The sequence below is a fragment of the Pseudomonas poae RE*1-1-14 genome (genome assembly GCF_000336465.1).
Classification (GTDB): domain Bacteria; phylum Pseudomonadota; class Gammaproteobacteria; order Pseudomonadales; family Pseudomonadaceae; genus Aquipseudomonas; species Aquipseudomonas poae.
The window spans coordinates 3,373,951-3,398,896 of record NC_020209.1 but is presented as its reverse complement, the minus strand read 5'-3'; the positions used below and the strand labels follow the sequence as shown (position 1 = coordinate 3,398,896).

The following is a 24,946-nucleotide window of genomic DNA, read 5'->3' as shown; positions in this document are numbered from 1 at the left end:
GCTATCGGGAGCAAGCCCTCTCCCACATTGGAACTGAGTTGTGCCCGGGCTTTCCGGTATTTTCCCTATGAGTTTTCGAGTTAAGGAGTGACACCATGCTGGTGATGCGCCCCGCGCAAATGGCTGACCTGGGCGAGGTACAGCGTCTGGCTGCGGACAGCCCGATTGGTGTCACTTCCCTGCCGGACGATGTGGAACGCTTGAGCGACAAGATTGCCGCCAGCGAAGCATCGTTCGCGGCCGAGGTGAGTTTCAACGGCGAAGAAAGCTATTTCTTCGTGCTCGAAGACACCGCCACCGGCAAGCTCGCCGGCTGCTCGGCCATCGTCGCGTCAGCCGGTTACTCCGAGCCGTTCTACAGCTTTCGCAATGAAACCTTCGTGCACGCCTCCCGCGAGTTGAAGATCCACAACAAGATCCACGTGCTTTCCCAGTGCCACGACCTCACCGGCAACAGCCTGCTCACCAGTTTTTATGTGCAGCCTGCACTGGTGGGTTCGCCGTGGTCGGAACTCAATTCCCGTGGCCGCCTGCTGTTCGTCGCCAGCCACCCCGAGCGTTTTGCCGACTCGGTGGTGACCGAGATTGTCGGCTATAGCGACGAGAACGGTGATTCGCCCTTCTGGGACGCGATCGGCCGCAACTTCTTCGATCTCAACTACGCCGCCGCCGAGCGCCTGTGCGGGCTGAAAAGCCGTACCTTCCTCGCTGAGCTGATGCCCCATTACCCGATCTACGTGCCGCTGCTGCCGGACGCCGCTCAGGAGGCGATGGGCCAGGTGCACCCGCGCGCGCAGATCACCTTCGACATCCTGATGCGCGAAGGTTTCGAGACCGACCATTACATCGACATCTTCGACGGCGGCCCGACGCTGCACGCGCGAGTCTCGGGCATTCGCTCGATCGCCCAAAGCCGCGTGGTGCCGGTGAAAATCGGTGAGATGGTCAAGGGCGCCGGTCGCCAGTACCTGGTGAGCAACGCGCAGTTGCAGGATTACCGCGCGGTGATGCTGGAGCTGGACTACGCGCCCGGCAAGCCGGTGGTCCTGGACCTGGCGGCGGCTGAAGCGTTGGGCGTGGGCGAAGGCGCGAGCGTGCGTCTGGTCGCGGTTTAAGAGAGAGTTTCGCGGGTGGCTGACCACAGCGGCCCGTTCGAGGAGATAGCATGATCGTTCGTCCCGTACGCAGCAGCGATTTACCGGCCCTGATTGATCTGGCGCGCAGCACCGGCACCGGCCTCACCACCTTGCCGGCCAACGAAGAACGCCTGACCCACCGCGTAGGCTGGGCCGAAAAAACCTTTCGCGGCGACGCCGGGCGCGGCGATGCCGACTACCTGTTCGTGCTGGAAAACGATGAGGGCCGGGTGGTGGGCATTTCCGCCATTGCCGGTGCCGTCGGCCTGCGCGAGCCCTGGTACAACTTCCGTGTTGGCCTGACCGTCAGCGCCTCTCAGGAGTTGAACATCTACCGCGAGATCCCGACGCTGTTTCTGGCCAATGACCTCACCGGAAATTCCGAACTGTGCTCGCTGTTTCTGCATGCCGATTACCGCAACGGCCTCAACGGCCGCATGCTGGCCAAGGCACGCCTGCTGTTTATTGCCGAGTTCCCGCAGCTATTTGGCAACAAGATCATCGCCGAGATGCGCGGGGTGTCCAACGACGCTGGGCGTTCGCCGTTCTGGGAGAGCCTGGGCCGCCACTTTTTCAAGATGGAATTCAGCCAGGCCGACTACCTCACCGGTGTGGGCAACAAGGCATTCATTGCCGAGCTGATGCCGAAGTTTCCGCTGTACAGCTGCTTTCTTTCCGAAGACGCGCGCACGGTGATCGGCAAGGTGCATCCCGATACCGAGCCGGCGTTGAGCATGCTCAAGAGCGAGGGTTTCAGCTACCAGGGCTATGTGGATATCTTTGACGCCGGCCCGGCGGTGGAGTGTGAAACCGCGAGGATCCGTGCGGTGCGCGACAGCCAGGCGCTGGTGCTGGCCATCGGCACGCCGGGGGACGACGCCACGCCGTTCCTGATTCATAACCGCAAGCGCGAAGACTGCCGCATCACCGCCGCGCCGGCGCGCCTTGCCGCTGGCACATTGGTGGTCGACCCGCAGACCGCCAAGCGTCTGCAACTGGTGGTGGGTGATCAAGTGCGCGCCGTACCGTTGTCTGCTGCCCGGGAGTCGAAATAATGAATTCGCTGTATATCGCAGGAAGCTGGCTGGCTGGCCAGGGTGAGTTGTTCGAGTCGCGCAACCCGGTGACCCAGCAGGTGCTGTGGGCCGGTCACGGCGCTACCGTCGAACAGGTCGAGTCCGCCGTGCAGGCTGCGCGCCAGGCGTTTCCGGCCTGGGCCCGGCGCCCCCTGGAAGAGCGCATCAGCGTGCTCGAAGCCTTCGCGGCGACCTTGAAAAAACGTGCCGATGAAATCGCCCGCTGCATCGGTGAGGAAACCGGCAAGCCCCTGTGGGAAGCGGTCACCGAAGTCACCAGCATGGCCAACAAGATTGCCATCTCGGTGCAAAGCTACCGTGAGCGCACCGGTGAGAAAAGCGGCCCCCTGGGCGACGCCACCGCGGTGCTGCGTCACAAGCCTCACGGCGTGGTGGCTGTATTCGGCCCTTACAACTTTCCGGGCCACTTGCCCAACGGGCATATCGTCCCGGCCTTGCTGGCGGGCAATACGGTGCTGTTCAAGCCGAGCGAGCTGACCCCCAAAGTCGCCGAGCTGACCGTGCAATGCTGGATTGAAGCCGGCCTGCCGGCGGGTGTGCTGAACCTGCTGCAGGGCGCGCGCGAGACCGGCATCGCGCTGGCCGCCAACCCTGGCATTGACGGGTTGTTCTTCACCGGCTCCAGCCGCACCGGCAATCACCTGCACCAGCAGTTTTCCGGGCGCCCGGACAAGATCCTGGCCCTGGAAATGGGTGGCAATAACCCGCTGGTGGTCGATGAAGTGGCCGATGTGGACGCGGCGGTGTACACCATCATCCAGTCGGCATTCATCTCGGCCGGCCAGCGCTGCACCTGCGCGCGCCGCCTGCTGGTGCCGCAAGGCGCCTGGGGCGATGCGTTGCTGACGCGTCTGGTGGCGGTTTGCGCGACCATCGAAGTGGGCGCGTTCGACCAGCAACCGCCACCGTTCATGGGCTCGGTGATTTCCCTCGCGGCGGCCAAGGCGTTGATGGACGCGCAGCAATCGCTATTGGCCAATGGCGCGGTCGCGCTGCTGGAGATGACGCAACCGAAGGACCAGGCCGCGTTGCTCACCCCGGGGATTATCGACGTAACGCATGTGAGCGAGCGCGAGGACGAGGAACTGTTTGGCCCGCTGTTGCAGGTGATTCGCTACGCCGATTTCGAGGCGGCGATCGTCGAGGCCAACAACACTCAATACGGGCTGGCCGCGGGTTTGTTGTCGGACTCAGAAGCGCGCTACCAGCAGTTCTGGCTGGAGAGCCGCGCAGGCATCGTCAATTGGAACAAACAACTCACCGGCGCCGCCAGCACCGCGCCGTTCGGCGGGGTAGGGGCCTCGGGCAATCATCGCGCCAGTGCGTATTACGCGGCGGATTATTGCGCGTACCCGGTGGCGTCGTTGGAGACCGCGAGCCTGGTTGTGCCAGCCACACTCACCCCAGGCATAACACTGATCTGACCGTGTGTGAGATCCCTTGTGGGGTGTGCTGAAGACTTTTGAAGCCTATAAAAACAGATGTTCGTGGAGCCTCGCCGATGAAATCCTGTGAAGTCAATTTTGACGGTCTAGTGGGGCCGACCCATAACTACGGCGGCTTGTCCTTCGGCAACGTCGCGTCCCAGAGCAACAGCCAGCAGCATTCCAACCCCAGGGAAGCGGCGTTGCAGGGCCTGCAGAAAATGAAGGCGTTGATGGACATGGGCTTTGTGCAAGGCGTGCTTGCGCCCCAGGAGCGCCCCGACGTGGCCGCCTTGCGCAGCCTCGGTTTCAGCGGCAGCGACGCCCAGGTCATCGAGCAGGCCGCCAAACAGGCCATGCCGTTGCTGGTTGCCAGTTGCTCCGCTTCGAGCATGTGGGTGGCCAATGCCGCCACCGTCAGCCCGAGTGCCGACACGGCGGACGGTCGCGTGCACTTCACCGCCGCCAACCTCAATTGCAAATACCACCGCAGCATCGAACACCCCACCACCAGCCGCGTGCTGGGGGCGATGTTCGCCGACGCGCAACGCTTCGCCCACCACGCCGCCTTGCCGGCGGTGGCGCAGTTCGGCGATGAGGGCGCGGCCAACCACACGCGTTTTTGCCGCAGCTATGGCGAGGCCGGCGTGGAGTTTTTCGTGTTCGGCCGCAGCGCCTTCGACCCGCGCTACCCGGCGCCGCAGAAGTATCCGGCGCGCCAGACGCTGGAAGCGTCCCAGGCCGTCGCGCGCCTGCACGGCCTGGCGGATGACGGCGTGGTATTCGCTCAGCAGAACCCGGCGGTGATCGATGCCGGTGTGTTCCACAACGATGTGATCGCGGTGGGCAATGGCGAGGTGCTGTTCTATCACGAGGATGCGTTCCTCAACACTGAGCAGATGCTCGCCGAACTGCACGGCAAGCTGGCCAGGCAGGGCGGCAATTTCCAGCCGGTGTGTGTGCCGCGTGCCGAGGTGAGCGTCGAGGACGCGGTGCGTTCCTACCTGTTCAACAGCCAATTGCTGACCCGACCGGACGGCTCCATGCTGCTGATCGTGCCGCAGGAATGCCGGGCCAACGAGCGTGTGTGGCGCTACCTGCAAACGCTCACCACTTCCGGTGGAGTGATCCGCGAAGTCAAGGTGTTCGACCTCAAGCAAAGCATGCAGAACGGCGGTGGCCCAGCATGCCTGCGCTTGCGCGTGGCGTTGAACGAGACTGAACTGGCGGCGGTGAACCCGGGCGTTATCCTGACTGCGCCGCTGTATGAGACGCTCGCCCAATGGGTGGGCAGGCACTACCGCGACAGCCTGCGCGAAAGCGACCTGGCCGACCCGCAATTGCTGCTTGAGTGCCGGACGGCACTGGATGAACTGACGCAAATCCTTAAACTGGGCTCGGTTTATCCGTTCCAGATCAATTAATGCCTGACGGCTGAGATATTTTATTTATGACCGACACCCTGAAACTGATCCTCGAAGACACCGACGGCACCCAGCTGGAAACCTCCTGCACACGCGTTGCCGTGGTCTGGCAGGGCAAGGAGATCTGGATCCAGCACGATGGCCGTGGCCAGTTGCTGATCGGTGTGGACGTGGAAGAGGGCGACGCCGAGTACGCCAACCTGCTGATGCGCCCGCTGGCCACCAACCTGATGAGCCTGCAGCTGGAAATGGAACCGGCCGACGTCGAAGGCGATGACGACGATCACGTCCACGGCCCAGGCTGCAACCACTAAGGAAGCTGCGTATGCTCGCCCTCGGCAAACTGCTTGAACTGACCCTCGCCGGTCGTGAACCGGCGCAAAAAATTCAACTGACTGTCGACGGCGTGCAGATGCGCTGGCTCAGCGAGGGCGCGCTCGAAGTGCGCCCGCCGCAGGCCCTGGACGCTGGCGGCGACCTGCTGCTGTCGTCCGGCATCCATGGCAACGAAACCGCGCCGATCGAACTGCTCGACCGCCTGTTGCATGGCATCGCCCGGGGCGAGATCAAAGCGCGTAACCGTATTCTTTTTCTGTTCGGTAACCCCGAGGCCATGCGTCGCGGCGAGCGTTACCTGGAACTGGACGTCAACCGGCTGTTCAATGGCCGGCATGAACAAAACATCGGCCCGGAGGCCATCCGCGCCGCCGAGCTCGAGCAACTGGCCCGCAGCTTTTTCAGCCCGCCGGGCCGCTGGCGCCTGCATTACGACCTGCACACCGCCATTCGCGGTTCGAAGATCGAGCAGTTCGCCCTGTACCCGTGGAAGGAAGGCCGCGCGCATTCGCGTCATGAGCTGGCGCGCTTGAGCGCCGCCGGCATGCAAGCGGTGCTGTTGCAGAATAAAGCCTCGATCACCTTTACCGCGTTCACCTATGAGCAGCTCGATGCCGAGGCGTTTACCCTGGAATTGGGCAAGGCGCGGCCGTTCGGGCACAACCAGGGGGTGGATGTATCACGCCTGGAGACGCGCCTGACGCAGATCATCGAGGGCACGGAGCCTGCGAGCGAGACCCTGGATGGCCTGCAACTCTTCTCGGTCGCTCGTGAAGTCATCAAGCACAGCGACGCCTTCCTGATGCATCTGCCGGCAGACGTGGAAAACTTTTCGCAGTTGGAGAAGGGCTACCTGCTGGCCGAAGACGTGGCCAAGACCCGCTGGGTGATCGAGGAGGAGGGGGCGCGCATTATCTTTCCCAATCCGAAGGTGAAGAATGGTTTGCGCGCCGGGATCCTGATCGTGCCGACTACGGATGCCGGCCTGGTCTGAGCTGACGGTCAACCCCAATCAACTGTGGGAGGGTGCTTGCCTCAAGGTCGTTCAGTTAAGCGCATATTCCCTGTGGTAAGCCTAATGCCGTTCAGGTAAGCGTAAATCCCCTGTGGCGAGCAGGCTTGTCCTGCGTTGGGCTGCGCAGCAGCCCCAAAACCAGGCGCTGAGCCGTATCAGGTACACCGCGTGTTGCTGGATTGGGGGCGCTTCGCACCCCAACGCGGGGCAAGCCCGCTCGCCACAGAGGCTCCGGTTTGCTGCAGGGCAGCGCCAAGTCTGCCCCCCCTGTTGATCGTGCAGTGTTGCTTAGACCGCTACCGCGCGCGGTTCGCTACGACGGATCGCACGCACCTTGTGCAGCGTGTCGGCGCAGGTGCGCGCGGCTTCCTGGCCCTTGTGCACGAAGTGCTCGTAGAAGAACGTGTGGTGCTCGCTGCCGGCGTGGAAGTGGTGCGGCGTGAGGGACACCGAGAACACCGGCACTTCGGTTTCCAGCTGCACCTGCATCAGGCCGCTGACCACCGATTGGGCGACGAATTCGTGACGGTAAATGCCGCCGTCCACCACCAGCGCGGCGGCGACGATGCCGGCGTAGCGGCCGGTCTTGGCCAGCAGCTTGGCGTGCAGGGGCATTTCAAAGGCGCCGCCGACTTCGAAGAAATCGATGTCCGATTCCTGATAGCCCTGGGCGATCATTTCGGCGAGGAAGCCTTTGCGGGATTGGTCGACAATATCCTTGTGCCAGCAGGCCTGGATAAACGCGACGCGCTCGCCGTGATGGTTTTTGCTTTTGCTGTCGATAGCGGTGGGTTGCATGTTCTGACTCCTGTTTAAGAAAAAAACAGGGCGTTATGAATCGAATGGGATTTCAAGGGTACGCACAGCGGCGTCATGCAGGCATGAGGTCGACGCGCGGCGCTTGGGTGCCAATCCCGTTCTCTCTTCATCCGGACTATGACCGTCGGCCCCGGGATCACACCGGGTCTGCTGACCTTGTCGCCGTCCTGCTTGAGCAGTTCGAGGCGCCAAGCGCTCGCGGGCTATGCACATTGCGTGCAATTACCGCCGGTGGGGAATTACACCCCGCCCTGAGAACGTTGCCGCCAGAACCCTGACGGCGAAGGGTTTTTAACATGGTTTTTGCAAAACTGCACGGTTGCCGTGTTGATCACCTAGATCGGTTTGTTTGATGGGTATTCGATTCAAACCACACAGGACTTGATATTACGCGGCGTTGCCCGCAGTAATCGTCACTACGCCCCCCCATCGTCAGAGGCCTGCTTGATGACCGTCATAGACTTGCGCAGCGACACCGTGACCCAACCCACGCCCGGTATGCTCGATGCCATGGCCACTGCCGCCACCGGCGATGACGTCTACGGCGAAGACCCCAGCGTCAACCGCCTGGAGGCCGAGCTGGCCAGGCGCCTGGGGTTTGCCGCCGCGTTGTTCGTGCCCACCGGCACCATGAGCAACCTGCTGGGGTTGATGGCCCACTGCGGGCGCGGCGAGGAGTACATCGTCGGCCAGCAGGCGCACACCTACAAATACGAAGGCGGCGGTGCGGCGGTGCTTGGCTCGATCCAGCCTCAGCCGCTGGAGGCGCAGGCCGACGGTTCGCTGGACCTGGATCAGGTGAGGGAAGCGATCAAGCCCGACGACTTTCACTTCGCGCCCACCCGCCTGCTGGCGTTGGAAAACACCATGCAGGGCAAGGTCCTTTCGCTGGATTACCTGGCCCGCGCCCGCGCGTTTACCCACGAACATGGCCTGGCACTGCATCTGGACGGCGCGCGGCTCTATAACGCGGCAGTCAAGCTGGGCGTGGAGGCGCGGGAAATTGCCCGGCATTTCGATTCTGTGTCGGTGTGCCTGTCCAAGGGCCTGGGCGCGCCGGTGGGCTCTGTGCTGTGTGGCTCTACGGCGTTGATCGCCAAGGCGCGACGCCTGCGCAAGATGGTCGGCGGCGGCATGCGCCAAGCGGGGTCGCTGGCGGCGGCGGGGCTGTATGCGTTGGATCACCAGGTGCAGCGCCTGGCCGACGACCACGCCAACGCCCAGTGGCTGGGCGAGGCGCTGCGCGAGGCCGGCTACCCCGTGGAGCCGGTGCAGACCAACATGGTCTACGTGCAAATGGGTGACCGGCATCAGGCGTTCAAGGACTTTGCCGGCGAACGGGGGATCGCCTTGAGCACGGCGCCACGCCTGCGGATGGTCACTCACATGGATGTGAACCGCGCGCAACTCGAACAGGTGGTGCAGGCATTTGTCGAGTTTTCGCGCAAATGACAGGTGCAGGCCGTCTAATTGAACGTTTCTATCGTATAAACACGCTGTACCACCGGCAAAGGGCCGATATAATGCGGCCCTTTGCCGTCGCTCCGTCTGATGATGTTGCGCACTGGCCTTTGGCCGCAGCCTCCGTGGAAGAACCTAATGAAAAGCGCAGAAATCCGTGAAGCCTTCCTTCGCTTCTTCGAAGAGCAAGGTCACACCCGTGTCTCCTCCAGCTCCTTGATCCCCGGCAACGATCCGACCCTGCTGTTCACCAACGCGGGGATGAACCAGTTCAAGGACTGCTTCCTGGGCCAGGAAAAACGTGCCTACACCCGCGCCACCAGCAGCCAGAAGTGCGTGCGTGCCGGCGGCAAGAACAGCGACCTGGAAAACGTCGGCTATACCGCTCGTCACCACACCTTCTTCGAAATGCTGGGCAACTTCAGCTTCGGCGACTATTTCAAGAAAGATGCGATCACCTTCGCCTGGACCTTCCTCACTGGCGTGTTGAAGCTGCCCAAGGAAAAACTGTGGGTCACCGTCTATGCGACAGACGACGAAGCCTATGACATCTGGACCCAACAGATCGGCGTGCCCGCCGAGCGCATGATTCGCATCGGCGACAACAAGGGCGCGCCTTACGCGTCCGATAACTTCTGGACCATGGGCGACACCGGCCCGTGCGGCCCTTGCACCGAAATTTTCTACGATCACGGCGCCGACATCTGGGGCGGCCCGCCGGGCTCGCCGGAAGAAGACGGCGACCGCTACATCGAAATCTGGAACAACGTGTTCATGCAGTTCAACCGCACCGCCGATGGCGTGTTGCATCCGCTGCCGGCACCGTCGGTGGACACCGGCATGGGCCTGGAGCGGATCAGTGCGGTGATGCAGCACGTTCACTCCAACTATGAAATCGACCTGTTCACCAATCTGCTGAGCGCCTCGGCGGCGGCCATTGGTTGCGCCAACGAAAGCCAGTCTTCGCTCAAGGTGGTGTCCGACCACATCCGTTCCTGCGGCTTCCTGATCGCCGACGGCGTGCTGCCGTCCAACGAAGGCCGCGGCTACGTGCTGCGCCGCATCATCCGTCGCGCCTGCCGCCACGGTAACAAGCTGGGCGCGACCGGCAGCTTCTTCTACAAGATCGTTGCCGCGCTGGTGGCCGAGATGGGCGAGGCATTCCCGGAACTCAAGCAGCAGCAGGCCAACATCGAGCGCGTGCTCAAGGCCGAGGAGGAGCAGTTCTCCAAGACCCTGGAACACGGTCTGAAAATTCTCGAACAGGACCTGGCTGAGCTTAAAGGCACGGTCGTGCCGGGCGACGTGGTGTTCAAGCTGTACGACACCTATGGCTTCCCGATGGACCTGACCGCCGACATCGCCCGTGAGCGCGAGCTGACCATCGATGAAGCCGGCTTTGAGCGTGAGATGGAGGCCCAGCGCGTGCGCGCCCGGTCCGCCAGCTCTTTCGGCCTGGACTACAACACGCTGGTCAAGGTCGATGTGCCGACCGAGTTCGTCGGTTACAAGGCGACCGCTGGCGCCGCCAAAATTGTTGCGATTTACAAGGACGGCAAGTCGGTCGACGTGTTGAGCGAAGGCGAAGAGGCGGTCGTGGTGCTCGACCAGACGCCGTTCTACGCTGAGTCCGGTGGCCAGATTGGTGACTGTGGTTTCCTCAGCTCCACGTCCGGGCGTTTTGACGTGCGTGACACCACCAAGACCGGCGGTGCGTTTCTGCATCACGGTGTGCTGGTGCTGGGCAACCTGACGGTCGGCGCGCCGGTCGACACTCAGGTGGATGCGGACGTGCGCCATGCCACCGCGCTGAACCACTCGGCTACCCACTTGTTGCACGCGGCCTTGCGTCAGGTGCTGGGCGAGCATGTCCAGCAAAAAGGTTCGTTGGTGGACAGCCAGCGCCTGCGCTTCGACTTCAGCCACTTTGAAGCGATCAAGCCTGCGCAGATCAAGGCCCTTGAAGATATCGTCAACGCCGAGATTCGCCGCAACACTCCGGTCGAGACCGAAGAGACCGATATCGACACCGCCAAGGCCAAGGGCGCGATGGCGCTGTTCGGCGAGAAGTATGGCGACAGCGTGCGCGTGCTGAGCATGGGCGGCGCCTTTTCGGTGGAGCTGTGTGGCGGTATCCACGCCAACCGCACCGGCGACATCGCTCTGCTGAAAATCGTCAGCGAAGGCGGTGTGGCTTCCGGCGTGCGGCGTATTGAGGCGGTCACCGGTGCTGCGGCCCTGGCCTACCTCAATGCGGCCGAAGAACAACTCAAGGAAGCGGCCAGCCTGGTCAAGGGCAGCCGCGACAATCTGATCGACAAGCTGTCCGCCGTGCTCGAGCGCAACCGTGCGCTGGAGAAGCAGTTGGAGCAGTTGCAGGCCAAGGCGGCCAGTGCAGCGGGCGACGATCTGTCGGCCGCTGCGGTAGACGTCAAGGATGTGAAAGTGCTGGCGGCACGTCTGGACGGTCAGGACGGCAAGGCGTTGCTGGCCCTGGTCGATCAGTTGAAGAACAAGCTCGGCCGCGCAGTGATCCTGCTCGGCGGGGTGCATGAGGATAAGGTCGTGCTGGTTGCCGGTGTAACCAAGGACCTGACTGGCCAACTCAAAGCCGGTGATTTGATGAAACAGGCCGCTGCGGCAGTGGGCGGGAAGGGCGGTGGTCGCCCGGACATGGCGCAAGGCGGTGGTGTGGACGCCGGTGCCCTGGATGCGGCCCTGGCCCTGACCGTGCCATTTGTCGAAGCGGCTATTTAAGGCGCTCTTAAACATCCCGCGACTCGGTCGCGGGCGGTTGAGCGCTGGTTGAATTGGAAATCAGGCGCCCCTTTACGGGCTGAGGCGGCTTAGAAATGGCTTTGATCGTACAGAAATTTGGAGGCACGTCGGTCGGCTCTGTCGAAAGAATCGAGCAGGTCGCCGACAAGGTTAAGAAGTTCCGCGACGCCGGCGATGACCTGGTGGTGGTGCTGTCGGCCATGAGCGGTGAAACCAATCGCCTGATCGAACTGGCCAAGGCCATCAGTGGCGACCAGCAACCGTTGCCGCGCGAGCTGGATGTGATCGTGTCCACGGGCGAGCAGGTGACCATCGGCTTGCTGGCGATGGCGCTGAACAGGCGCGGCGTGCCGGCGGTGTCCTACACCGGTAGCCAGGTGCGCATCCTGACTGACAGCGCGCATACCAAGGCGCGAATCCTGCAGATTGATGATCAGAAAATTCGTACTGATCTGAAAGCCGGTCGCGTGGTAGTTGTAGCAGGGTTCCAGGGCGTGGATGAGCACGGCAACATCACCACCCTCGGACGTGGCGGTTCGGATACCACGGGCGTTGCGCTGGCGGCGGCTCTCAAGGCGGATGAATGCCAGATCTACACCGATGTGGATGGTGTCTACACCACCGACCCGCGTGTCGTGTCCGTGGCTCAGCGCCTGGACAAGATCACCTTTGAAGAGATGCTGGAGATGGCCAGCCTCGGCTCCAAGGTGCTGCAGATTCGCGCGGTGGAGTTCGCCGGCAAGTACAACGTTCCGCTGCGCGTATTGCACAGCTTCAAGGAGGGTCCGGGCACCCTCATTACTATTGATGAAGAGGAATCCATGGAACAGCCGATCATTTCCGGCATCGCTTTCAACCGCGATGAAGCCAAGCTGACGATCCGTGGCGTGCCGGATACTCCGGGCGTGGCGTTCAAGATCCTCGGCCCGATCAGTGGCGCGAATATTGAAGTCGATATGATCGTGCAGAACGTTTCGCACGATAACACCACCGATTTCACCTTCACCGTGCACCGCAACGAGTACGATGCGGCCGAACGTATCCTGCAGAACACCGCGAGCGAAATTGGCGCCCGTGAAGTGGTCGGCGATACCAAGATTGCCAAGGTGTCGATCGTGGGTGTGGGCATGCGCTCCCATGCCGGTGTTGCCAGCCGCATGTTCGAGGCCCTGGCCAAGGAAAGCATCAACATCCAGATGATTTCCACCTCGGAAATCAAGGTGTCGGTGGTGATTGAAGAGAAGTACCTGGAGCTTGCGGTGCGCGCGTTGCATACCGCTTTCGAGCTCGATGCACCGGCCCGACAGGGCGAGTAAGACAGTGCCGGAAGGGCGCGGTTTACCGCGCCCTTCATTTTTTGTGGGAGGCGTGGTCTTTTGCGTGGGCTCGACAATACTCAGGTGGTAGGGCTGCGGCCTTCGGGGTGCAGGTCGACAACCTTGTTTTTTGCAGACTGTTGTTCCTGAAATGAAATGCGTGAGGTGAAAGGTATGCTGATTCTGACTCGTCGTTGCGCAGAAAGCCTGATTATCGGTGATGGCGAAATCACCGTGACGGTGCTTGGCGTCAAAGGCAATCAAGTGCGTATCGGGGTTAACGCTCCGAAAGAAGTGGCGGTCCACCGCGAGGAAATTTTCCTGCGGATCAAGAAAGAGAAGGACGAAGAACCAAGCCTTTAATTTTTATCGCTTTTTAAGTTTGCAAACGGGGATGAACGTGGTTAATATACGCCCCGTGTTGCGGAGAGCTGGCCGAGTGGCCGAAGGCGCTCCCCTGCTAAGGGAGTACACCTCAAAAGGGTGTCGGGGGTTCGAATCCCCCGTTCTCCGCCATTATTTGCTTAGTACGTTGCAGTCTGGATTTATCGGTAAGTTGTTGAAATTACTCGAAAAAATCGCTTTACATAGAGATTGAACGGCCTATAATGCGCGGCAACAAATGCACTCGTAGCTCAGCTGGATAGAGTACTCGGCTACGAACCGAGCGGTCACAGGTTCGAATCCTGTCGAGTGCACCATTTAAGAGACAGTTGCAGCAATGCAGTTGCTCGGCTTCAACCAGTTGTGATCTGGTCTAAAAACACAATCTGCACTCGTAGCTCAGCTGGATAGAGTACTCGGCTACGAACCGAGCGGTCACAGGTTCGAATCCTGTCGAGTGCACCATACAAACAAAAAGCCCGCCAAGTGCGGGCTTTTTGCCGTCTGGAGTTTGTGTAGGATTTTCCTCTGATCCATCGCCCCGATGTGTTTTATGGCCTGGTTGCGGCGTCGCAGTTCCCAGGTGTGGCTCAGGCTCAACTTTGTCTCGCAAGCACTTGTTCTCTCCAGTTTTTTAAGATTAAAAGCCGCCGAGCGGTGTATCATTGCGCCCGTCAGCCCCGCCGGGGCTTGTGGAATACCTCCATGGACTTACCCAGTAGTAACTCAGTACCCCGTTTTACCAATCATGAATTGACTGATTGATCCTTCCGGCGTGCCCCGCTGCTGGGAGTGGAGTTCGCCTATGACCGAAGTAGAAGTTAAGAAAACACAAGACAGCCTGCAGGATCGCCTGGCTCAAGTCATTGAGCTGCTGCAGCGCCAGCGCGTGGTCGAAGACCTTACGCATCGCCAGGAAGGCCCGAATCACGACCGCGTTGAAAACCTGGTCCACCGGCAAAACCTCGTCGAGCTGCAGCGCAAGCTCGACGATCTGCACTCCGCCGACGTCGCCTATATCCTTGAAGCCTTGCCGTTGGATGATCGACTGACCCTGTGGCAGTTGGTCAAGGCTGACCGCGACGGCGACATCCTGCTCGAAGTATCCGACTCGGTACGTGAGACCCTGATCGCCGACATGGACGATCACGAGCTGCTGGCCGCCGCCAAGGAAATGGATGCCGACGAACTGGCTGACCTTGCGCCCGAGTTGCCGCGCGATGTTGTCCACGAGCTGATGGAGGCGCTGGACACTCAGCAGCGTGAGCGCGTGCGTTCTGCGCTGTCGTACGACGAGGACCAGGTCGGCGCCTTGATGGACTTCGAGATGGTCACCATCCGCGAAGACGTCAGCCTCGAAGTGGTCTTGCGCTACCTGCGCCGCCTCAAAGAACTGCCAGGCCATACCGACAAGCTGTTCGTGGTCGACTACGAAGGCATCCTCAAGGGCGTGCTGCCAATCAAGCGCCTGCTGGTGAACGATCCGGAAAAGAAAGTCGCGGACTTGATGGCCAGCGATACCGTGAGCTTTCACCCGGATGAGGACGCGTATGACGCGGCCCAGGCCTTTGAGCGTTATGACTTGATCTCGGCGCCGGTGGTCGACAAGAACGGCAAGCTGATCGGCCGTTTGACCATCGACGAAATTGTCGATCTGATTCGTGAAGAAAGTGAAACCGAAGTCCTCAACATGGCGGGTTTGCGTGAAGAGGAAGATATTTTTGCCTCGGTCTGGCGCTCGCTGCATAACCGCTGGGCGTGGCTGGCGGTTAACCTGATCACCGCGTTTATCGCCTCCCGCGTGATCGGGCTGTTTGAAGGCTCCATCGAAAAACTCGTGGCACTGGCGGCGTTGATGCCGATTGTGGCGGGCATAGGCGGCAACTCCGGTAACCAGACCATCACCATGATCGTGCGCGCGATGGCGCTGGATCAGGTGAGCACCGCCAATTCTTCCCGCTTGCTGCGCAAGGAGCTGGCCGTCGGGCTTATCAATGGTCTGGTGTGGGGTGGGGTGATCGGCGTGGTGGCCTACTTGCTGTATGGCAGTTGGTCGCTGGGTGTGGTGATGACTGCCGCCATGACGCTCAACCTGCTGTTGGCTGCGTTTATGGGTGTGTTGATTCCCATGACCCTTGCACGCCTTGGGCGCGACCCCGCAATGGGAGCCAGCGTCATGATTACCGCGATGACGGACAGTGGCGGCTTTTTTATCTTCCTGGGCTTGGCGACGATCTTCCTGCTTTGACCTTTGTGGGAGGGGGCAGCCCCTCCCGCACAAGCCATTCACCAAAAATCCCACCTGTTGCTCGATCAAATTTCGCGCAAAAAAAAGCCAGCATTCAGCTGGCTTCGGCTTTCAAGCGCAAATCAATTGGCTTCTGCGGCCGCCTCAACGTCGTGCGCGATAAGCGAAACGAGGGCATTTTGCTGACGGTGGGAGAGCTGCCGAAAACGCTGCAGCAGTTCGCGTTCGTGAAGTGAAAGCTCCGGACTGTCCAGGCGCATGCTCAGCTCTTCGCCCAACGCGCCTTCCTGAATAAGGCTCTGCTCCAGGCGCGCGATGATTTCAGAGTTCATGCTGCGGTGATGATTGCGAGCCACCTCGGCAATGCGTTCCCGCATACCGTCTGGCAGACGTACGACGAATTTGTCAGCCGTACGGCTGGAATAAATTGCCTGTTTCAATGGGCGCATATATTTAACCGGTTAGTTCAGGGGAGCGGTTTTTGGAATTGGCCGCAAGGATGAGTGTTAAGACAAGACTCACGACCAAAGTTCAACCCGAATTGCAAAGAGGTCGCATCATGCCTGAGATTCGACATTTCCTTGGCGTCAATTCTGTGACAAATATTGAACCGCCTAAAGGCTTTATGCCAGCACTGATTTGCATTTTTGCGGACTGGTTTGAATATTTTTTACCTGGGGGCGCTTAAAAGGCCGTACACCAGGCAAATCGAGGTCGCGAATGCCTGGAGGGCGCACATCGTAAAGCAAGATGGCCCTTTGCCCCTAGCTTTAAGACTAGTGGCAATCTGCCAATTTGCTAGGTCTATACGACGTAAGGTAGGTGAGGCGGGGAGGAGGGTTGCGGCGGGCTTTAGCGCAGTACGGGATCGAACTTGATACGGCGGCCCACGATGAGCGTAATAACCAGCAGTAGAGCAAACACCGCGCTGGCGACATAGGCTGTAATTCGTCCTTCCTGCGCAGAAGCTTGCAGGCCAAAAGCTGTGCTGATCAGAGTCAGGCAGAGAAACAGCCAAGAAGACTTGGACATGAAAGCTTCCTTAGAAAATCCAGTGTTCAGATGCGGGCGCTGACTGCGCATCCTGTGTGACACGCAGAGGCGTTTGCGCATTTGCGGTCATCACTGCCAGCTGTGGACGCTGTTGCAGGTGGTGTGGAACGGGCTGGCGAAGCTGCGCAACATCATCACTTGTACCCGACTGAAAATGAAACATCACCAAAGCGGCGAGTGCCACGGTATTGAGGGCTAACAGAAGGGCACTGTTCATGGTCATGTTCTCCGCCGGTTGCTCTGCCAGTTGGTGATGGGGTGTCCGTGTAGGACTTTTCTTAGAGAAGATATTGCAGATGCCGTGCCAATGTTTATTTTCAATAAAATCAATAGCTTGAGCTTGTTTTGCGGAGCCTTTTGATTGCAATTTGCAATGCTGGCATTTTGGGGGAGTGCATTTTGCACGATACCGCGCATGTCCGGTTTTACTGGTCGAAGTAGCCGTCTGCCGGCCGAGGAATCGCCTACACGCAAAAAGCCAACGGACGACATGACAAAACCGACCTTGGCCGTTAACATGCTCGCCGTCCGTCGCCATGCCTTTGGCCGGGCGACTGTCATTTGTCCCAGTAGCTCAATTGGATAGAGCATCCCCCTCCTAAGGGGAAGGTTGGCCGTTCGAACCGGCCCTGGGACACCAGATTCAGAGCCCCGCACAGCTCATTTGGCTGCCGGGGCTTTTTTGTGCGCGTTTGGCGCGGATCCAGTCGAACCTTGCTACTGATCCGGGTTCACAGCAGGGGCATCCTGTATTTCTCTTGAAGGTGTACCTTCCATGCGCTCGCGCGGCGTCTGAGCTGTAGTTAATCATTTTGAACAAATTAATCTCCGCAAACAGCGCGTATCGCCTGTCCGGATTCGGCGACACGGGACTATCATTCCGCTAGCCCTGACCCCCACTGCAAGGAGCCGCTCGGAACGCCGATGCGCCAAATCTGGAAATCTTTTCGAGCCCTTTATTTCGCCTCATTAATGATGCTGATCGGCTCAGGCCTGCTCAGTACTTACCTGGCACTGCGCCTTGCGGCCGATCATGTCGACAGCCTGTGGGTGGGTGCCTTGATGGCCGCCAACTATTTCGGCCTAGTGCTGGGCGGCAAGATCGGGCACCGCCTGATCGCCCGCGTCGGGCATATTCGTGCCTATGCCACCTGTGCCGGCATCGTCGGTGCGGCCGTGCTGGGCCATGGTCTGATCAATTGGCTGCCGGCCTGGATCGTACTGCGTGTCATCGTGGGCTTGGGGATGATGTGCCAATACATGGTCATCGAGAGCTGGCTCAATGAGCAGGCCGAAGCCAAGCAGCGTGGCCTGGTATTCAGCGGTTACATGATCGCCTCCTACCTGGGTCTGGTGCTGGGTCAGTTGATCCTGGTGATGCATCCCCAGCTCGGGTTGGAGCTGCTGATGCTGGTGGCTTTGTGCTTTGCCTTGTGCCTGGTACCGGTGGCCATGACGCGCCGCATTCACCCGGCGCCCCTGCACCCGGCGCCGATGGAGCCGCGCTTCTTTATAAAGCGCGTGCCGCAGTCGCTGAGTACGGTGCTGGGGGCCGGGTTGATCGTCGGTTCGTTCTACGGTTTGGCGCCGCTGTATGCGTCCCAGCAGGGGCTGACCACTGAACAGGTCGGCCTGTTCATGGGCTCATGCATTTTTGCCGGGTTGTTGGTGCAGTGGCCGTTGGGCTGGTTGTCGGATCGTTATGACCGCGCGTTGCTGATCCGCTGTTTCGCCTTGTGCCTGGCGGTAGCGGCACTGCCATTGGCGATCATGACCAGGGTGCCTTTGGAAGTATTGTTCGTTGCGGGCTTTTTCTGTTCGTTGGTGCAGTTCTGTCTGTACCCGCTGGCCGTGGCGTTTTCCAATGACCATGTCGAAGGTGACCGCCGCGTGTCGCTGACAGCCATGCTGCTGGTGACCTACGGCGTGGGTGCCAGCATCGGACCGCTGTTGGCCGGTGTGGTAATGAAGATGTTTGGCAGCCACATGCTGTATGCGTTTTTCAGCCTGTGTGCCCTGATCCTTGTATGGCGTATCCGGCCGAAGGCTGTGACTAACCTGCATCAGGTGGACGATGCGCCGTTGCACCATGTGGCGATGCCCGACAGCATGTCCAGTTCGCCACTGGTGGCTGCGCTGGATCCGCGTGTGGATGAAGCAGTGGTGCAGGAACAGATGCAGACACCGGTCCCGGACGCTGAACCTGAACCTGAATCCGAGTCGCCGCCACCGGTTGACGAACCAGACGCTGAAGCAGCTGCGACCCCAATGGACCCGGAAGAACACCCTCATGACCTCAGCAGGGCGCGCCCCTGAAAGCAAAAACGGGCAGATCCTGTCAGGATCTACCCGTTTTTTTGTCGCGATTCGCCCTGTCAGAAATCATCGTCCTTGTCGAACCGCCGCGCTTCGCGTTGCAGTTGGTATACGAAGCGTTCGACCTGACGCTGCACAAGACCGCTCATGTTATGAAAGCGCACGCCGGCAAAGGTGGTATTGATGCGATCCTCGAAATGCAGGTGACGCAATTCGACGGAGGTGGTCATGTTGCCAAAAGGCAGGGCTGCGATAAACCGGTCGTAAACCTGGCCCAGTTGCAGGCGCTCCGAGATATCGCCTTCAAAGCGTAGTTTGCAGCCAGTGGCGGAGATATCGAGCAGTTTTCCGTTGGCCGGAAATTTGAGCCTTTCGCCACCCAGCTCAATGTTCACCAGTTGAGCCAGCTTCAGCGCGGCGCGGAAGGCATTGCGGCGCTGATGATAAACCACCTCATCCGGCATGTTGCCGGTATAGATACGGTGGCCATCTTTCTCGCTGATGGCGAGGGTGCCGTTGCTTTCCCAAGCGACACGCACGCCGTCGTGGAAGCCCTCGATGCGAAACGGTTCGCCGCTCTCAAGGTGACGTTCACCATCGCGCGGGATCATTTCGTCCATGATCAGGATCTTGCCGTCGCGGTCCACGTCCACCAGGTAACTCTGGAAGCGCTGGGTGCGTTCGTGGAAGGTGATGATCAGCGGGTCATGGCTTTCTTGCAGCATCCGCAATGTGCTGGCGATTTCCAGAGGCGTGGTGAGCACCTTGGGTGGCTGCGGGGCATCTTCCGCATTAAGGGCGTTGAACACGGTTCTTCCATCTCCAGACAAAATACGACTACTCGCAAGAACCGGCATTTTGCCAGTATGTGGCGCGCCTTGGATAGGCCACGCTGCAAACCAAACTCAGGCTTGGCTGCGGGTACTGGGTTTGACCAGGCGGGAGGTAGAACCCTGAGCGTTGTACAGCGCAGGTGGCTCACCGCCATGAAGTATACGCAACTGATTGGCGGTCGTAGCTTGCTGCAGCTGGATCGACTGGCCGTTGAGCAAATTGGCTTCCTGGCACTGGGTGAGCAATTGGTTGAGCGCTTTACTCTGTGCCAGCAATTGGTCGCCAACCGAGGAATGGCTGGCCAACTGGGCGAGGCCGTCGTGGTCGGCCGGCAGGCCGAGGCTGGTCAGAATCTGGCTGCGCTTCTTGCCGTGCTGTTCGAGCAGGACAATCAACGATTGTTTGCGCGCCAGTATTTCTTCGAGCAAGGGCATGTCCCGACCGTAGAGGGCCAGGGATTCTTCTTTGAGCAGCTCGAGCAATTGTTGCGTCGGCGCCAGATCATCGATGATCAGTTCAAGCAAGGTTTCGTCGTGGTGCATGGCAGGCCTTGGGGTTTAAGCGTCCAAAAGCCCGGCGCAGGCCAGTGCCTAGCGCTCGGCTTCGAAATTAAGCAGCTTGCTGGCTACGCGGTTGCTGTCGACTTTGTAGCTGCCATCGGCGATCGCCTGTTTCAATTCGGCCACGCGGGCTTTGTTGACAACCGGTTGGTCGCGCAGCGAGTCAGTGACCTTCTGCAACTGCTGAGCCTCATTGCTCAAGTGTACGGATTCCCCGCTCTGGCTGGCGCTGGCCTGTTCCGTCTTGGCGGCAGGCGCTGGCTGGGCCTTGGCTTCTGCGCTTTCTTTGGTGCCGCTGGTGCGCGTAGTACCTGGCAATGCCGGGGAGTTATTTAAACGGCTGAAATCGATGACCATGATAAAAAACCTCTGGGTATTTGGACGCTTGCCATGTTTTCGGCCATACCCAAACAAACTTTAGGCTCGATAGACAATAAAACTGTGCGCACGAAAGTCTCGCCCACAGTGTAGGAAAACCTGGCGTCCTATACCAGTGCTCTATAAAGCCACCTCCACTTGGCCAGGGGCCGTCACGCGTGCCTTGATCACGCGGTTGGAGTTGAGGTTCTTCACCCGAATCTGTTCACTCATACCGCCGTTGGACAGCGCTTCCCCCGGCATTCTCACGTTCAGCCCGCCACTGCTGGCGGAAATCACCACCTGATCGCCTTTGCGGATGACCTCGGCCTGTTCCAGGTGGACGAGGGTTATTACCTGGTCGGTAACCACTGGTCGGGTCAGTTTCTGCCCGATGGCTTGGTCGACCGAGGTCAGATAGCCCTGGCTGATCTGGCTGATGTCGCGTTCACGCAGCACCACATCCTCGAAACCGATGATGCCGGTGCGCTTGAGTGGGCGCGCCACCACCACCACGTCGCGGAACAATTTGACCTGGGCCGGCACGAACACGGTCCAGGGCGACGCACCTTCGCAACGTACTTTTACCGTCACGCGCCCGATTGGCTGGGCCGGGCTTTCCAGGCTGGCTGTCAATTCCTTGTCGCACATCGGCATGCGCAAACGTGGGTCGAGCTGCTTGACCTCAATCTCATAACGTCCCGGCGTCTGTGTGCTGGCCAGATAATCTTCTACAGTGAACTCAAGAAAGCCCTGAGTGACGCCGATAAGGAGATCAGGCAGGGTGACGTTGTCGGCGCGAGCCGCTGCGCCTGAGCCCAAGGCAAGCAATGTCAGCGTGACGCAAAGCAATCTGCGGTACGTTGGAAGGCGTCGGGAAACTGTCGTTTTAAGGTCCATGACCAATAAATAGCAAAGCTCGTGCCGTTTAGAGTGGAGTGCGCGTCGCACCCCCAAAGGTTTTAGCGTAGGAGTCTGGGCATGGCAGGTGTAATGGATTCAGTAAACCAGCGCACACAGCTGGTAGGGCAGAATCGCCTCGAGTTGCTGTTGTTTCGTCTGGACGGCAAGCAGCTGTATGGCATCAACGTGTTTAAAGTGCGGGAAGTGCTGCAGTGCCCCAAGCTGACAATCATGCCCAAGTCCAGCCCGGTGGTGTGTGGCGTGGCCAACATCCGGGGCGCGACCATTCCGATTCTTGATCTGGCGCTGGCCACCGGTTCCGCCGGGCTGCAGGATCGCCAGAGCCCGTTCGTGATCATCACTGAGTACAACACCAAGACCCAGGGTTTCCTGGTGCGCTCGGTGGAGCGCATCGTCAACATGAACTGGGAAGAGATCCATCCGCCGCCCAAGGGCACCGGCCGCGATCACTACCTCACGGCAGTGACGCGGGTCGACAACCAGTTGGTGGAAATCATCGACGTGGAGAAGATCCTCGCCGAAGTGGCACCGACCTCGGAGAACATCTCGGTGGGCGTGGTGGATGCCGACACGGCGCACAAGGCGATTTCGCTGCGCGTGCTGACGGTGGATGACTCTTCCGTGGCGCGCAAGCAGGTAACCCGTTGCCTGCAAACCGTCGGTGTGGAAGTGGTGGCCCTCAATGATGGTCGCCAGGCCCTGGATTACCTGCGCAAGCTGGTGGACGAGGGCAAGAAGCCGGAAGAAGAGTTTCTGATGATGATTTCCGACATCGAAATGCCGGAAATGGATGGCTACACCCTGACCGCCGAGATACGCAACGATCCACGCATGCAAAAATTGCATATCATCCTGCATACTTCGTTGTCGGGTGTTTTCAATCAGGCAATGGTCAAGAAGGTCGGCGCCGATGACTTCCTGGCCAAATTCCGCCCTGATGACCTCGCATCCCGGGTAGTCGACCGGATCAAGGCAGCAGATCACGGCTAGGGGATTCCCCTGGCGGTCACACGATTTAAGAGGCGGTATCTTTGTCTACGGGTAATTTGGATTTTGAACAGTTCCGGGTCTTCCTGGAAAAGGCCTGTGGCATATTGCTCGGTGAAAACAAGCAATATCTGGTATCCAGCCGCCTCAACAAATTGATGGAGCAGCAGGGCATCAAGTCTCTGGGCGAGCTGGTACAGCGCATCCAGGGCCAGCCGCGCAGCGGGCTCAAGGAAATGGTGGTCGATGCCATGACCACCAACGAAACCCTGTGGTTTCGCGACACCTACCCGTTCGAGGTGCTCAAGAACAGAGTGCTGCCGGAGGCTATCAAGGCCAGCCCGGGTCAGCGCCTGCGTATCTGGTCAGCCGCGTGTTCGTCGGGGCAGGAGCCTTACTCGATCTCGATGGCCATCGATGAGTTCGAAAGGACCAATATCGGTCAGTTGAAGGCCGGCGCGCAGATTGTTGCCACCGACCTGTCTGGCACCATGCTCACCAACTGCAAGACCGGCGAGTACGATAGCCTGGCCTTGGGGCGCGGCTTGTCGCCGGAGCGGCTGCAACGGTTCTTCGACCCCAAAGGGGCAGGGCGCTGGGCGGTGAAGGCACCGATCAAGAGCCGGGTGGAGTTTCGCTCGTTCAACCTGCTCGACAGCTACGCCAGCCTGGGCAAGTTCGACATGGTGTTCTGCCGCAACGTGCTGATCTACTTCTCGGCCGAGGTGAAGAAAGACATTCTGTTGCGCATCCACGGCACCCTCAAGCGTGGTGGCTATCTGTTCCTCGGTGCCTCGGAGGCACTCAATGGTCTGCCGGACCATTACCAGATGGTGCAATGCAGTCCCGGGATCATTTACCAGGCCAAGTGATGCTCACTTGAAAAAAACGGGAGGCCCTGCAAAGGCCTTCCTTTTTTATGCGCGCAGCAAAACCGGATCCTACCGCTGGCGGTATTCAGGACCGGGGCTGCATCCGAATATTGCTCAAGGACAAGCGATGAGTGCCGTGAGGCACGCTCTGGTTAAAAATGCCCAGCCGAACATCGCCCGTCAGCGCTGCGGTGAATGATCCGGTGCCGGTTTGCGGTTGAGCCTGGGTAATGTTTTGTACGGTGGCGCCGATCCGGCTGCCGTTTATCGTCAGGTACAGGGCCGAGCTATCGGCTGCGGGCGAACCGCCAATAACCTCAAAGCTGCAATCATAGGTGCGCCCCGCAATCACCGGAACGGCACGGGTGATGAGGTGAGCACTGCTGGCCTGGCTGATGAACAGGTCAACGACCACGTTGCCATTGATGACATGCAATAACCCGCCTACGTAGGGGCCCTGGGGCACCCAGCCCTGGAAAGTGTCATCGCTGAAATCCCATACGGCGGCAGGCAGTGGCACGACGACGGGGCTTGAGTTGATAAGGACTTTGGCGGGTGGCGCAGCGGAGTTGCTCCCTGCACGGTTGATGGTCAGCAGCAATTGCACGACTTTGCCTGCGCTGGCTTCAACAAAGCCTTTGGGTATCAAAAACTCGAGCTTGGGAGCGTTCGTGGCGATCAGAAAGCTTTGGTTGAATTCGCCACCGCGTACGCTGCTGCTCAGGGTCAAAAAAACCCGATCATTCGGCATGACCGGGAAATCGGCGGTCAGCCCTGCGCTGTTACCGATAATAAGTCGGGTGTTCAGTTCCGGCGGGGTGGACGCGGAGTTTTGTTCGTTGAATCTTGGCGGCGGGATAATCAACATTTCGAACCTCTGCGGCATATATCAAGGGTGTCCGCCGAATAAGGCATTCAGACCACAGACACGACAACTGTCAGAAATGACAGTCAAGACTAGCGGTGATCCCATCCCGCCGTCCAACTGACGTTATCGCCTGATTGCCGCCCCTGCGTAAAAGCGGCAAGCACTGTTGCCGCTTTACTGGCGCCACGCGGAAGCCTGTTGCCGCTTTTCTGGCATTGACGCTGCATCGATCCCCGGCAACCCCTTGAATTCAGGGGGTTGAGCACGTTGGCATGCGCCTTGCTATGAGCTTGTTACGAACAGCAGGTCAGCCTAAAGGTTTCCGCCATGAGCATCAGCTTCGATAAAGCGCTCGGTATCCACGAACAAGCCCTGGGCTTTCGCGCCAAGCGTGCCGAAGTCCTGGCCAACAACATTGCCAACGCCGATACCCCGAACTACAAGGCTCGGGATCTGGACTTCTCCGCCGTGCTCGCCGCACAGCAGGACAAGACCCAGAACGGCACCTTCGCCTTGAATATGACCAACAGCCGTCATATCGAGGCGCAAGGCCTGAGCAGTGGTGATGAGTCGTTGCTGTATCGCACGCCGATGCAGCCGTCGATCGACCAGAACACCGTCGATGCCCAGCTGGAACAGTCGAACTACGCCGAGAACTCGGTGAACTTCCAGGCCAGCTTCACCCTGCTCAACAGCAAATTCAAAGGGCTGATGTCAGCCCTGCGTGGAGAGTAAGC

At 59.8% G+C, this 24,946-nt stretch carries 26 protein-coding genes, 4 tRNA genes and 1 riboswitch; of the genes, 20 read left to right on the top strand and 10 right to left on the bottom strand.

Going from position 1 to position 24,946, the window contains the following annotated elements:
* Positions 1-95: 95 nt before the first annotated feature.
* The 6 genes from aruF to astE all read left to right on the top strand — a co-directional run bounded on the left by aruF (position 96) and on the right by astE (position 6,411).
* Positions 96-1,115, top strand: coding sequence for an arginine/ornithine succinyltransferase subunit alpha (aruF, locus tag H045_RS14775; RefSeq protein WP_003233521.1), 1,020 nt, complete (start codon positions 96-98; stop codon positions 1,113-1,115).
* Between the two features lie 50 nt (positions 1,116-1,165).
* The gene (gene astA / locus H045_RS14770) at positions 1,166-2,191 is read left to right on the top strand and encodes an arginine N-succinyltransferase (protein ID WP_003233520.1); all 1,026 of its coding nucleotides are present in this window, start codon (positions 1,166-1,168) and stop codon (positions 2,189-2,191) included.
* Complete coding sequence (gene astD, locus H045_RS14765; protein ID WP_167325127.1) at positions 2,188-3,657, top strand: succinylglutamate-semialdehyde dehydrogenase; 1,470 nt, start codon at positions 2,188-2,190, stop codon at positions 3,655-3,657. Before astA ends, astD begins: the two co-directional genes overlap by 4 nt.
* Positions 3,658-3,734: 77 nt before the next feature.
* Entirely contained in the window at positions 3,735-5,081 is a 1,347-nt protein-coding gene (gene astB, locus H045_RS14760) for an N-succinylarginine dihydrolase (protein WP_015372776.1), read from the top strand.
* Between the two features lie 26 nt (positions 5,082-5,107).
* Positions 5,108-5,395, top strand: coding sequence for a hypothetical protein (locus H045_RS14755; RefSeq protein WP_003175651.1), 288 nt, complete (start codon positions 5,108-5,110; stop codon positions 5,393-5,395).
* Positions 5,396-5,406: 11 nt separating this feature from the next.
* Positions 5,407-6,411, top strand: a complete 1,005-nt coding sequence (gene astE / locus H045_RS14750) for a succinylglutamate desuccinylase (RefSeq protein WP_015372775.1) — start codon at positions 5,407-5,409, stop codon at positions 6,409-6,411.
* A gap of 309 nt (positions 6,412-6,720) precedes the next feature.
* Here the strand turns inward: astE and H045_RS14745 are convergent, their stop codons facing one another.
* Positions 6,721-7,230, bottom strand: a complete 510-nt coding sequence (locus H045_RS14745) for a 6,7-dimethyl-8-ribityllumazine synthase (protein ID WP_003233516.1) — start codon at positions 7,228-7,230, stop codon at positions 6,721-6,723.
* Positions 7,231-7,344: 114 nt separating this feature from the next.
* Positions 7,345-7,514: riboswitch (FMN riboswitch) on the bottom strand.
* A gap of 184 nt (positions 7,515-7,698) precedes the next feature.
* Here H045_RS14745 and ltaE point away from each other — a divergent pair.
* The 8 genes from ltaE to mgtE all read left to right on the top strand — a co-directional run bounded on the left by ltaE (position 7,699) and on the right by mgtE (position 15,438).
* A complete protein-coding gene (gene ltaE, locus H045_RS14740; protein WP_003233515.1) occupies positions 7,699-8,703 on the top strand; it encodes a low-specificity L-threonine aldolase in 1,005 nt (334 codons plus the stop codon).
* A 147-nt stretch (positions 8,704-8,850) separates the two neighbouring features.
* A complete protein-coding gene (gene alaS / locus H045_RS14735) occupies positions 8,851-11,469 on the top strand; it encodes an alanine--tRNA ligase (protein ID WP_003233514.1) in 2,619 nt (872 codons plus the stop codon).
* Positions 11,470-11,564: 95 nt separating this feature from the next.
* Complete coding sequence (locus tag H045_RS14730) at positions 11,565-12,806, top strand: aspartate kinase (RefSeq protein ID WP_003233513.1); 1,242 nt, start codon at positions 11,565-11,567, stop codon at positions 12,804-12,806.
* A 174-nt stretch (positions 12,807-12,980) separates the two neighbouring features.
* A complete protein-coding gene (csrA, locus tag H045_RS14725; protein ID WP_003233512.1) occupies positions 12,981-13,169 on the top strand; it encodes a carbon storage regulator CsrA in 189 nt (62 codons plus the stop codon).
* Positions 13,170-13,231: 62 nt separating this feature from the next.
* Positions 13,232-13,322 (top strand) — tRNA-Ser (locus H045_RS14720).
* Positions 13,323-13,430: 108 nt separating this feature from the next.
* Positions 13,431-13,507: transfer RNA gene (locus H045_RS14715), tRNA-Arg, on the top strand.
* A gap of 71 nt (positions 13,508-13,578) precedes the next feature.
* Positions 13,579-13,655, top strand: a tRNA-Arg gene (locus H045_RS14710).
* A gap of 340 nt (positions 13,656-13,995) precedes the next feature.
* Entirely contained in the window at positions 13,996-15,438 is a 1,443-nt protein-coding gene (gene mgtE / locus H045_RS14705) for a magnesium transporter (protein ID WP_003233511.1), read from the top strand.
* Positions 15,439-15,560: 122 nt separating this feature from the next.
* On the opposite strand, the gene H045_RS14700 is transcribed toward mgtE, so the two are convergent.
* The gene (locus H045_RS14700) at positions 15,561-15,887 is read right to left on the bottom strand and encodes an Arc family DNA-binding protein (protein WP_003193592.1); all 327 of its coding nucleotides are present in this window, start codon (positions 15,885-15,887) and stop codon (positions 15,561-15,563) included.
* A gap of 110 nt (positions 15,888-15,997) precedes the next feature.
* Between H045_RS14700 and H045_RS25640 the strand changes: the two genes are divergently transcribed.
* Positions 15,998-16,126 carry a hypothetical protein gene (locus H045_RS25640; protein ID WP_256094233.1) on the top strand — a complete coding sequence of 43 codons (129 nt, stop codon included), beginning with the start codon at positions 15,998-16,000 and terminating at the stop codon, positions 16,124-16,126.
* Between the two features lie 164 nt (positions 16,127-16,290).
* Here the strand turns inward: H045_RS25640 and H045_RS14695 are convergent, their stop codons facing one another.
* Genes H045_RS14695 through H045_RS25100 form a run of 3 tightly spaced genes read right to left on the bottom strand, consistent with a single transcriptional unit; the run spans position 16,291 to position 17,010 of the window.
* The gene (locus H045_RS14695; protein WP_003233510.1) at positions 16,291-16,470 is read right to left on the bottom strand and encodes a PA3371 family protein; all 180 of its coding nucleotides are present in this window, start codon (positions 16,468-16,470) and stop codon (positions 16,291-16,293) included.
* Positions 16,471-16,480: 10 nt separating this feature from the next.
* Positions 16,481-16,708: a hypothetical protein gene (locus H045_RS14690; protein WP_015372774.1), complete on the bottom strand. Its 228-nt coding sequence runs from the start codon at positions 16,706-16,708 to the stop codon at positions 16,481-16,483.
* A gap of 2 nt (positions 16,709-16,710) precedes the next feature.
* Complete coding sequence (locus H045_RS25100; RefSeq protein WP_141687578.1) at positions 16,711-17,010, bottom strand: hypothetical protein; 300 nt, start codon at positions 17,008-17,010, stop codon at positions 16,711-16,713.
* 44 nt (positions 17,011-17,054) lie between these two features.
* On the opposite strand from H045_RS25100, the gene H045_RS14685 reads away from it, so the two are divergent.
* Both H045_RS14685 and H045_RS14680 read left to right on the top strand, forming a co-directional pair.
* Positions 17,055-17,131, top strand: a tRNA-Arg gene (locus H045_RS14685).
* A 284-nt stretch (positions 17,132-17,415) separates the two neighbouring features.
* Positions 17,416-18,807, top strand: coding sequence for an MFS transporter (locus H045_RS14680; RefSeq protein ID WP_003233509.1), 1,392 nt, complete (start codon positions 17,416-17,418; stop codon positions 18,805-18,807).
* Between the two features lie 59 nt (positions 18,808-18,866).
* On the opposite strand, the gene H045_RS14675 is transcribed toward H045_RS14680, so the two are convergent.
* The 4 genes from H045_RS14675 to flgA form a co-directional block, all read right to left on the bottom strand.
* Positions 18,867-19,616 (bottom strand): flagellar brake protein, encoded by a 750-nt coding sequence (locus tag H045_RS14675; RefSeq protein WP_015372773.1) that lies wholly within the window; start codon positions 19,614-19,616, stop codon positions 18,867-18,869.
* Between the two features lie 96 nt (positions 19,617-19,712).
* Positions 19,713-20,183, bottom strand: coding sequence for a flagella synthesis protein FlgN (locus tag H045_RS14670; RefSeq protein ID WP_015372772.1), 471 nt, complete (start codon positions 20,181-20,183; stop codon positions 19,713-19,715).
* A 48-nt stretch (positions 20,184-20,231) separates the two neighbouring features.
* Positions 20,232-20,558, bottom strand: a complete 327-nt coding sequence (gene flgM, locus H045_RS14665; protein WP_003233506.1) for a flagellar biosynthesis anti-sigma factor FlgM — start codon at positions 20,556-20,558, stop codon at positions 20,232-20,234.
* Positions 20,559-20,699: 141 nt separating this feature from the next.
* The gene (gene flgA, locus H045_RS14660) at positions 20,700-21,458 is read right to left on the bottom strand and encodes a flagellar basal body P-ring formation chaperone FlgA (protein ID WP_032870414.1); all 759 of its coding nucleotides are present in this window, start codon (positions 21,456-21,458) and stop codon (positions 20,700-20,702) included.
* 81 nt (positions 21,459-21,539) lie between these two features.
* Here flgA and H045_RS14655 point away from each other — a divergent pair, with 81 nt between their 5' ends.
* Positions 21,540-22,472, top strand: a complete 933-nt coding sequence (locus tag H045_RS14655) for a chemotaxis protein CheV (RefSeq protein WP_003233504.1) — start codon at positions 21,540-21,542, stop codon at positions 22,470-22,472.
* A 41-nt stretch (positions 22,473-22,513) separates the two neighbouring features.
* The gene (gene cheR / locus H045_RS14650) at positions 22,514-23,341 is read left to right on the top strand and encodes a protein-glutamate O-methyltransferase CheR (RefSeq protein WP_015372770.1); all 828 of its coding nucleotides are present in this window, start codon (positions 22,514-22,516) and stop codon (positions 23,339-23,341) included.
* Between the two features lie 85 nt (positions 23,342-23,426).
* Here the strand turns inward: cheR and H045_RS14645 are convergent, their stop codons facing one another.
* Complete coding sequence (locus H045_RS14645; RefSeq protein WP_015372769.1) at positions 23,427-24,209, bottom strand: hypothetical protein; 783 nt, start codon at positions 24,207-24,209, stop codon at positions 23,427-23,429.
* 327 nt (positions 24,210-24,536) lie between these two features.
* Here H045_RS14645 and flgB point away from each other — a divergent pair, with 327 nt between their 5' ends.
* Positions 24,537-24,944, top strand: coding sequence for a flagellar basal body rod protein FlgB (gene flgB / locus H045_RS14640; protein ID WP_003233501.1), 408 nt, complete (start codon positions 24,537-24,539; stop codon positions 24,942-24,944).
* The last annotated feature ends 2 nt before the right edge of the window (positions 24,945-24,946 follow it).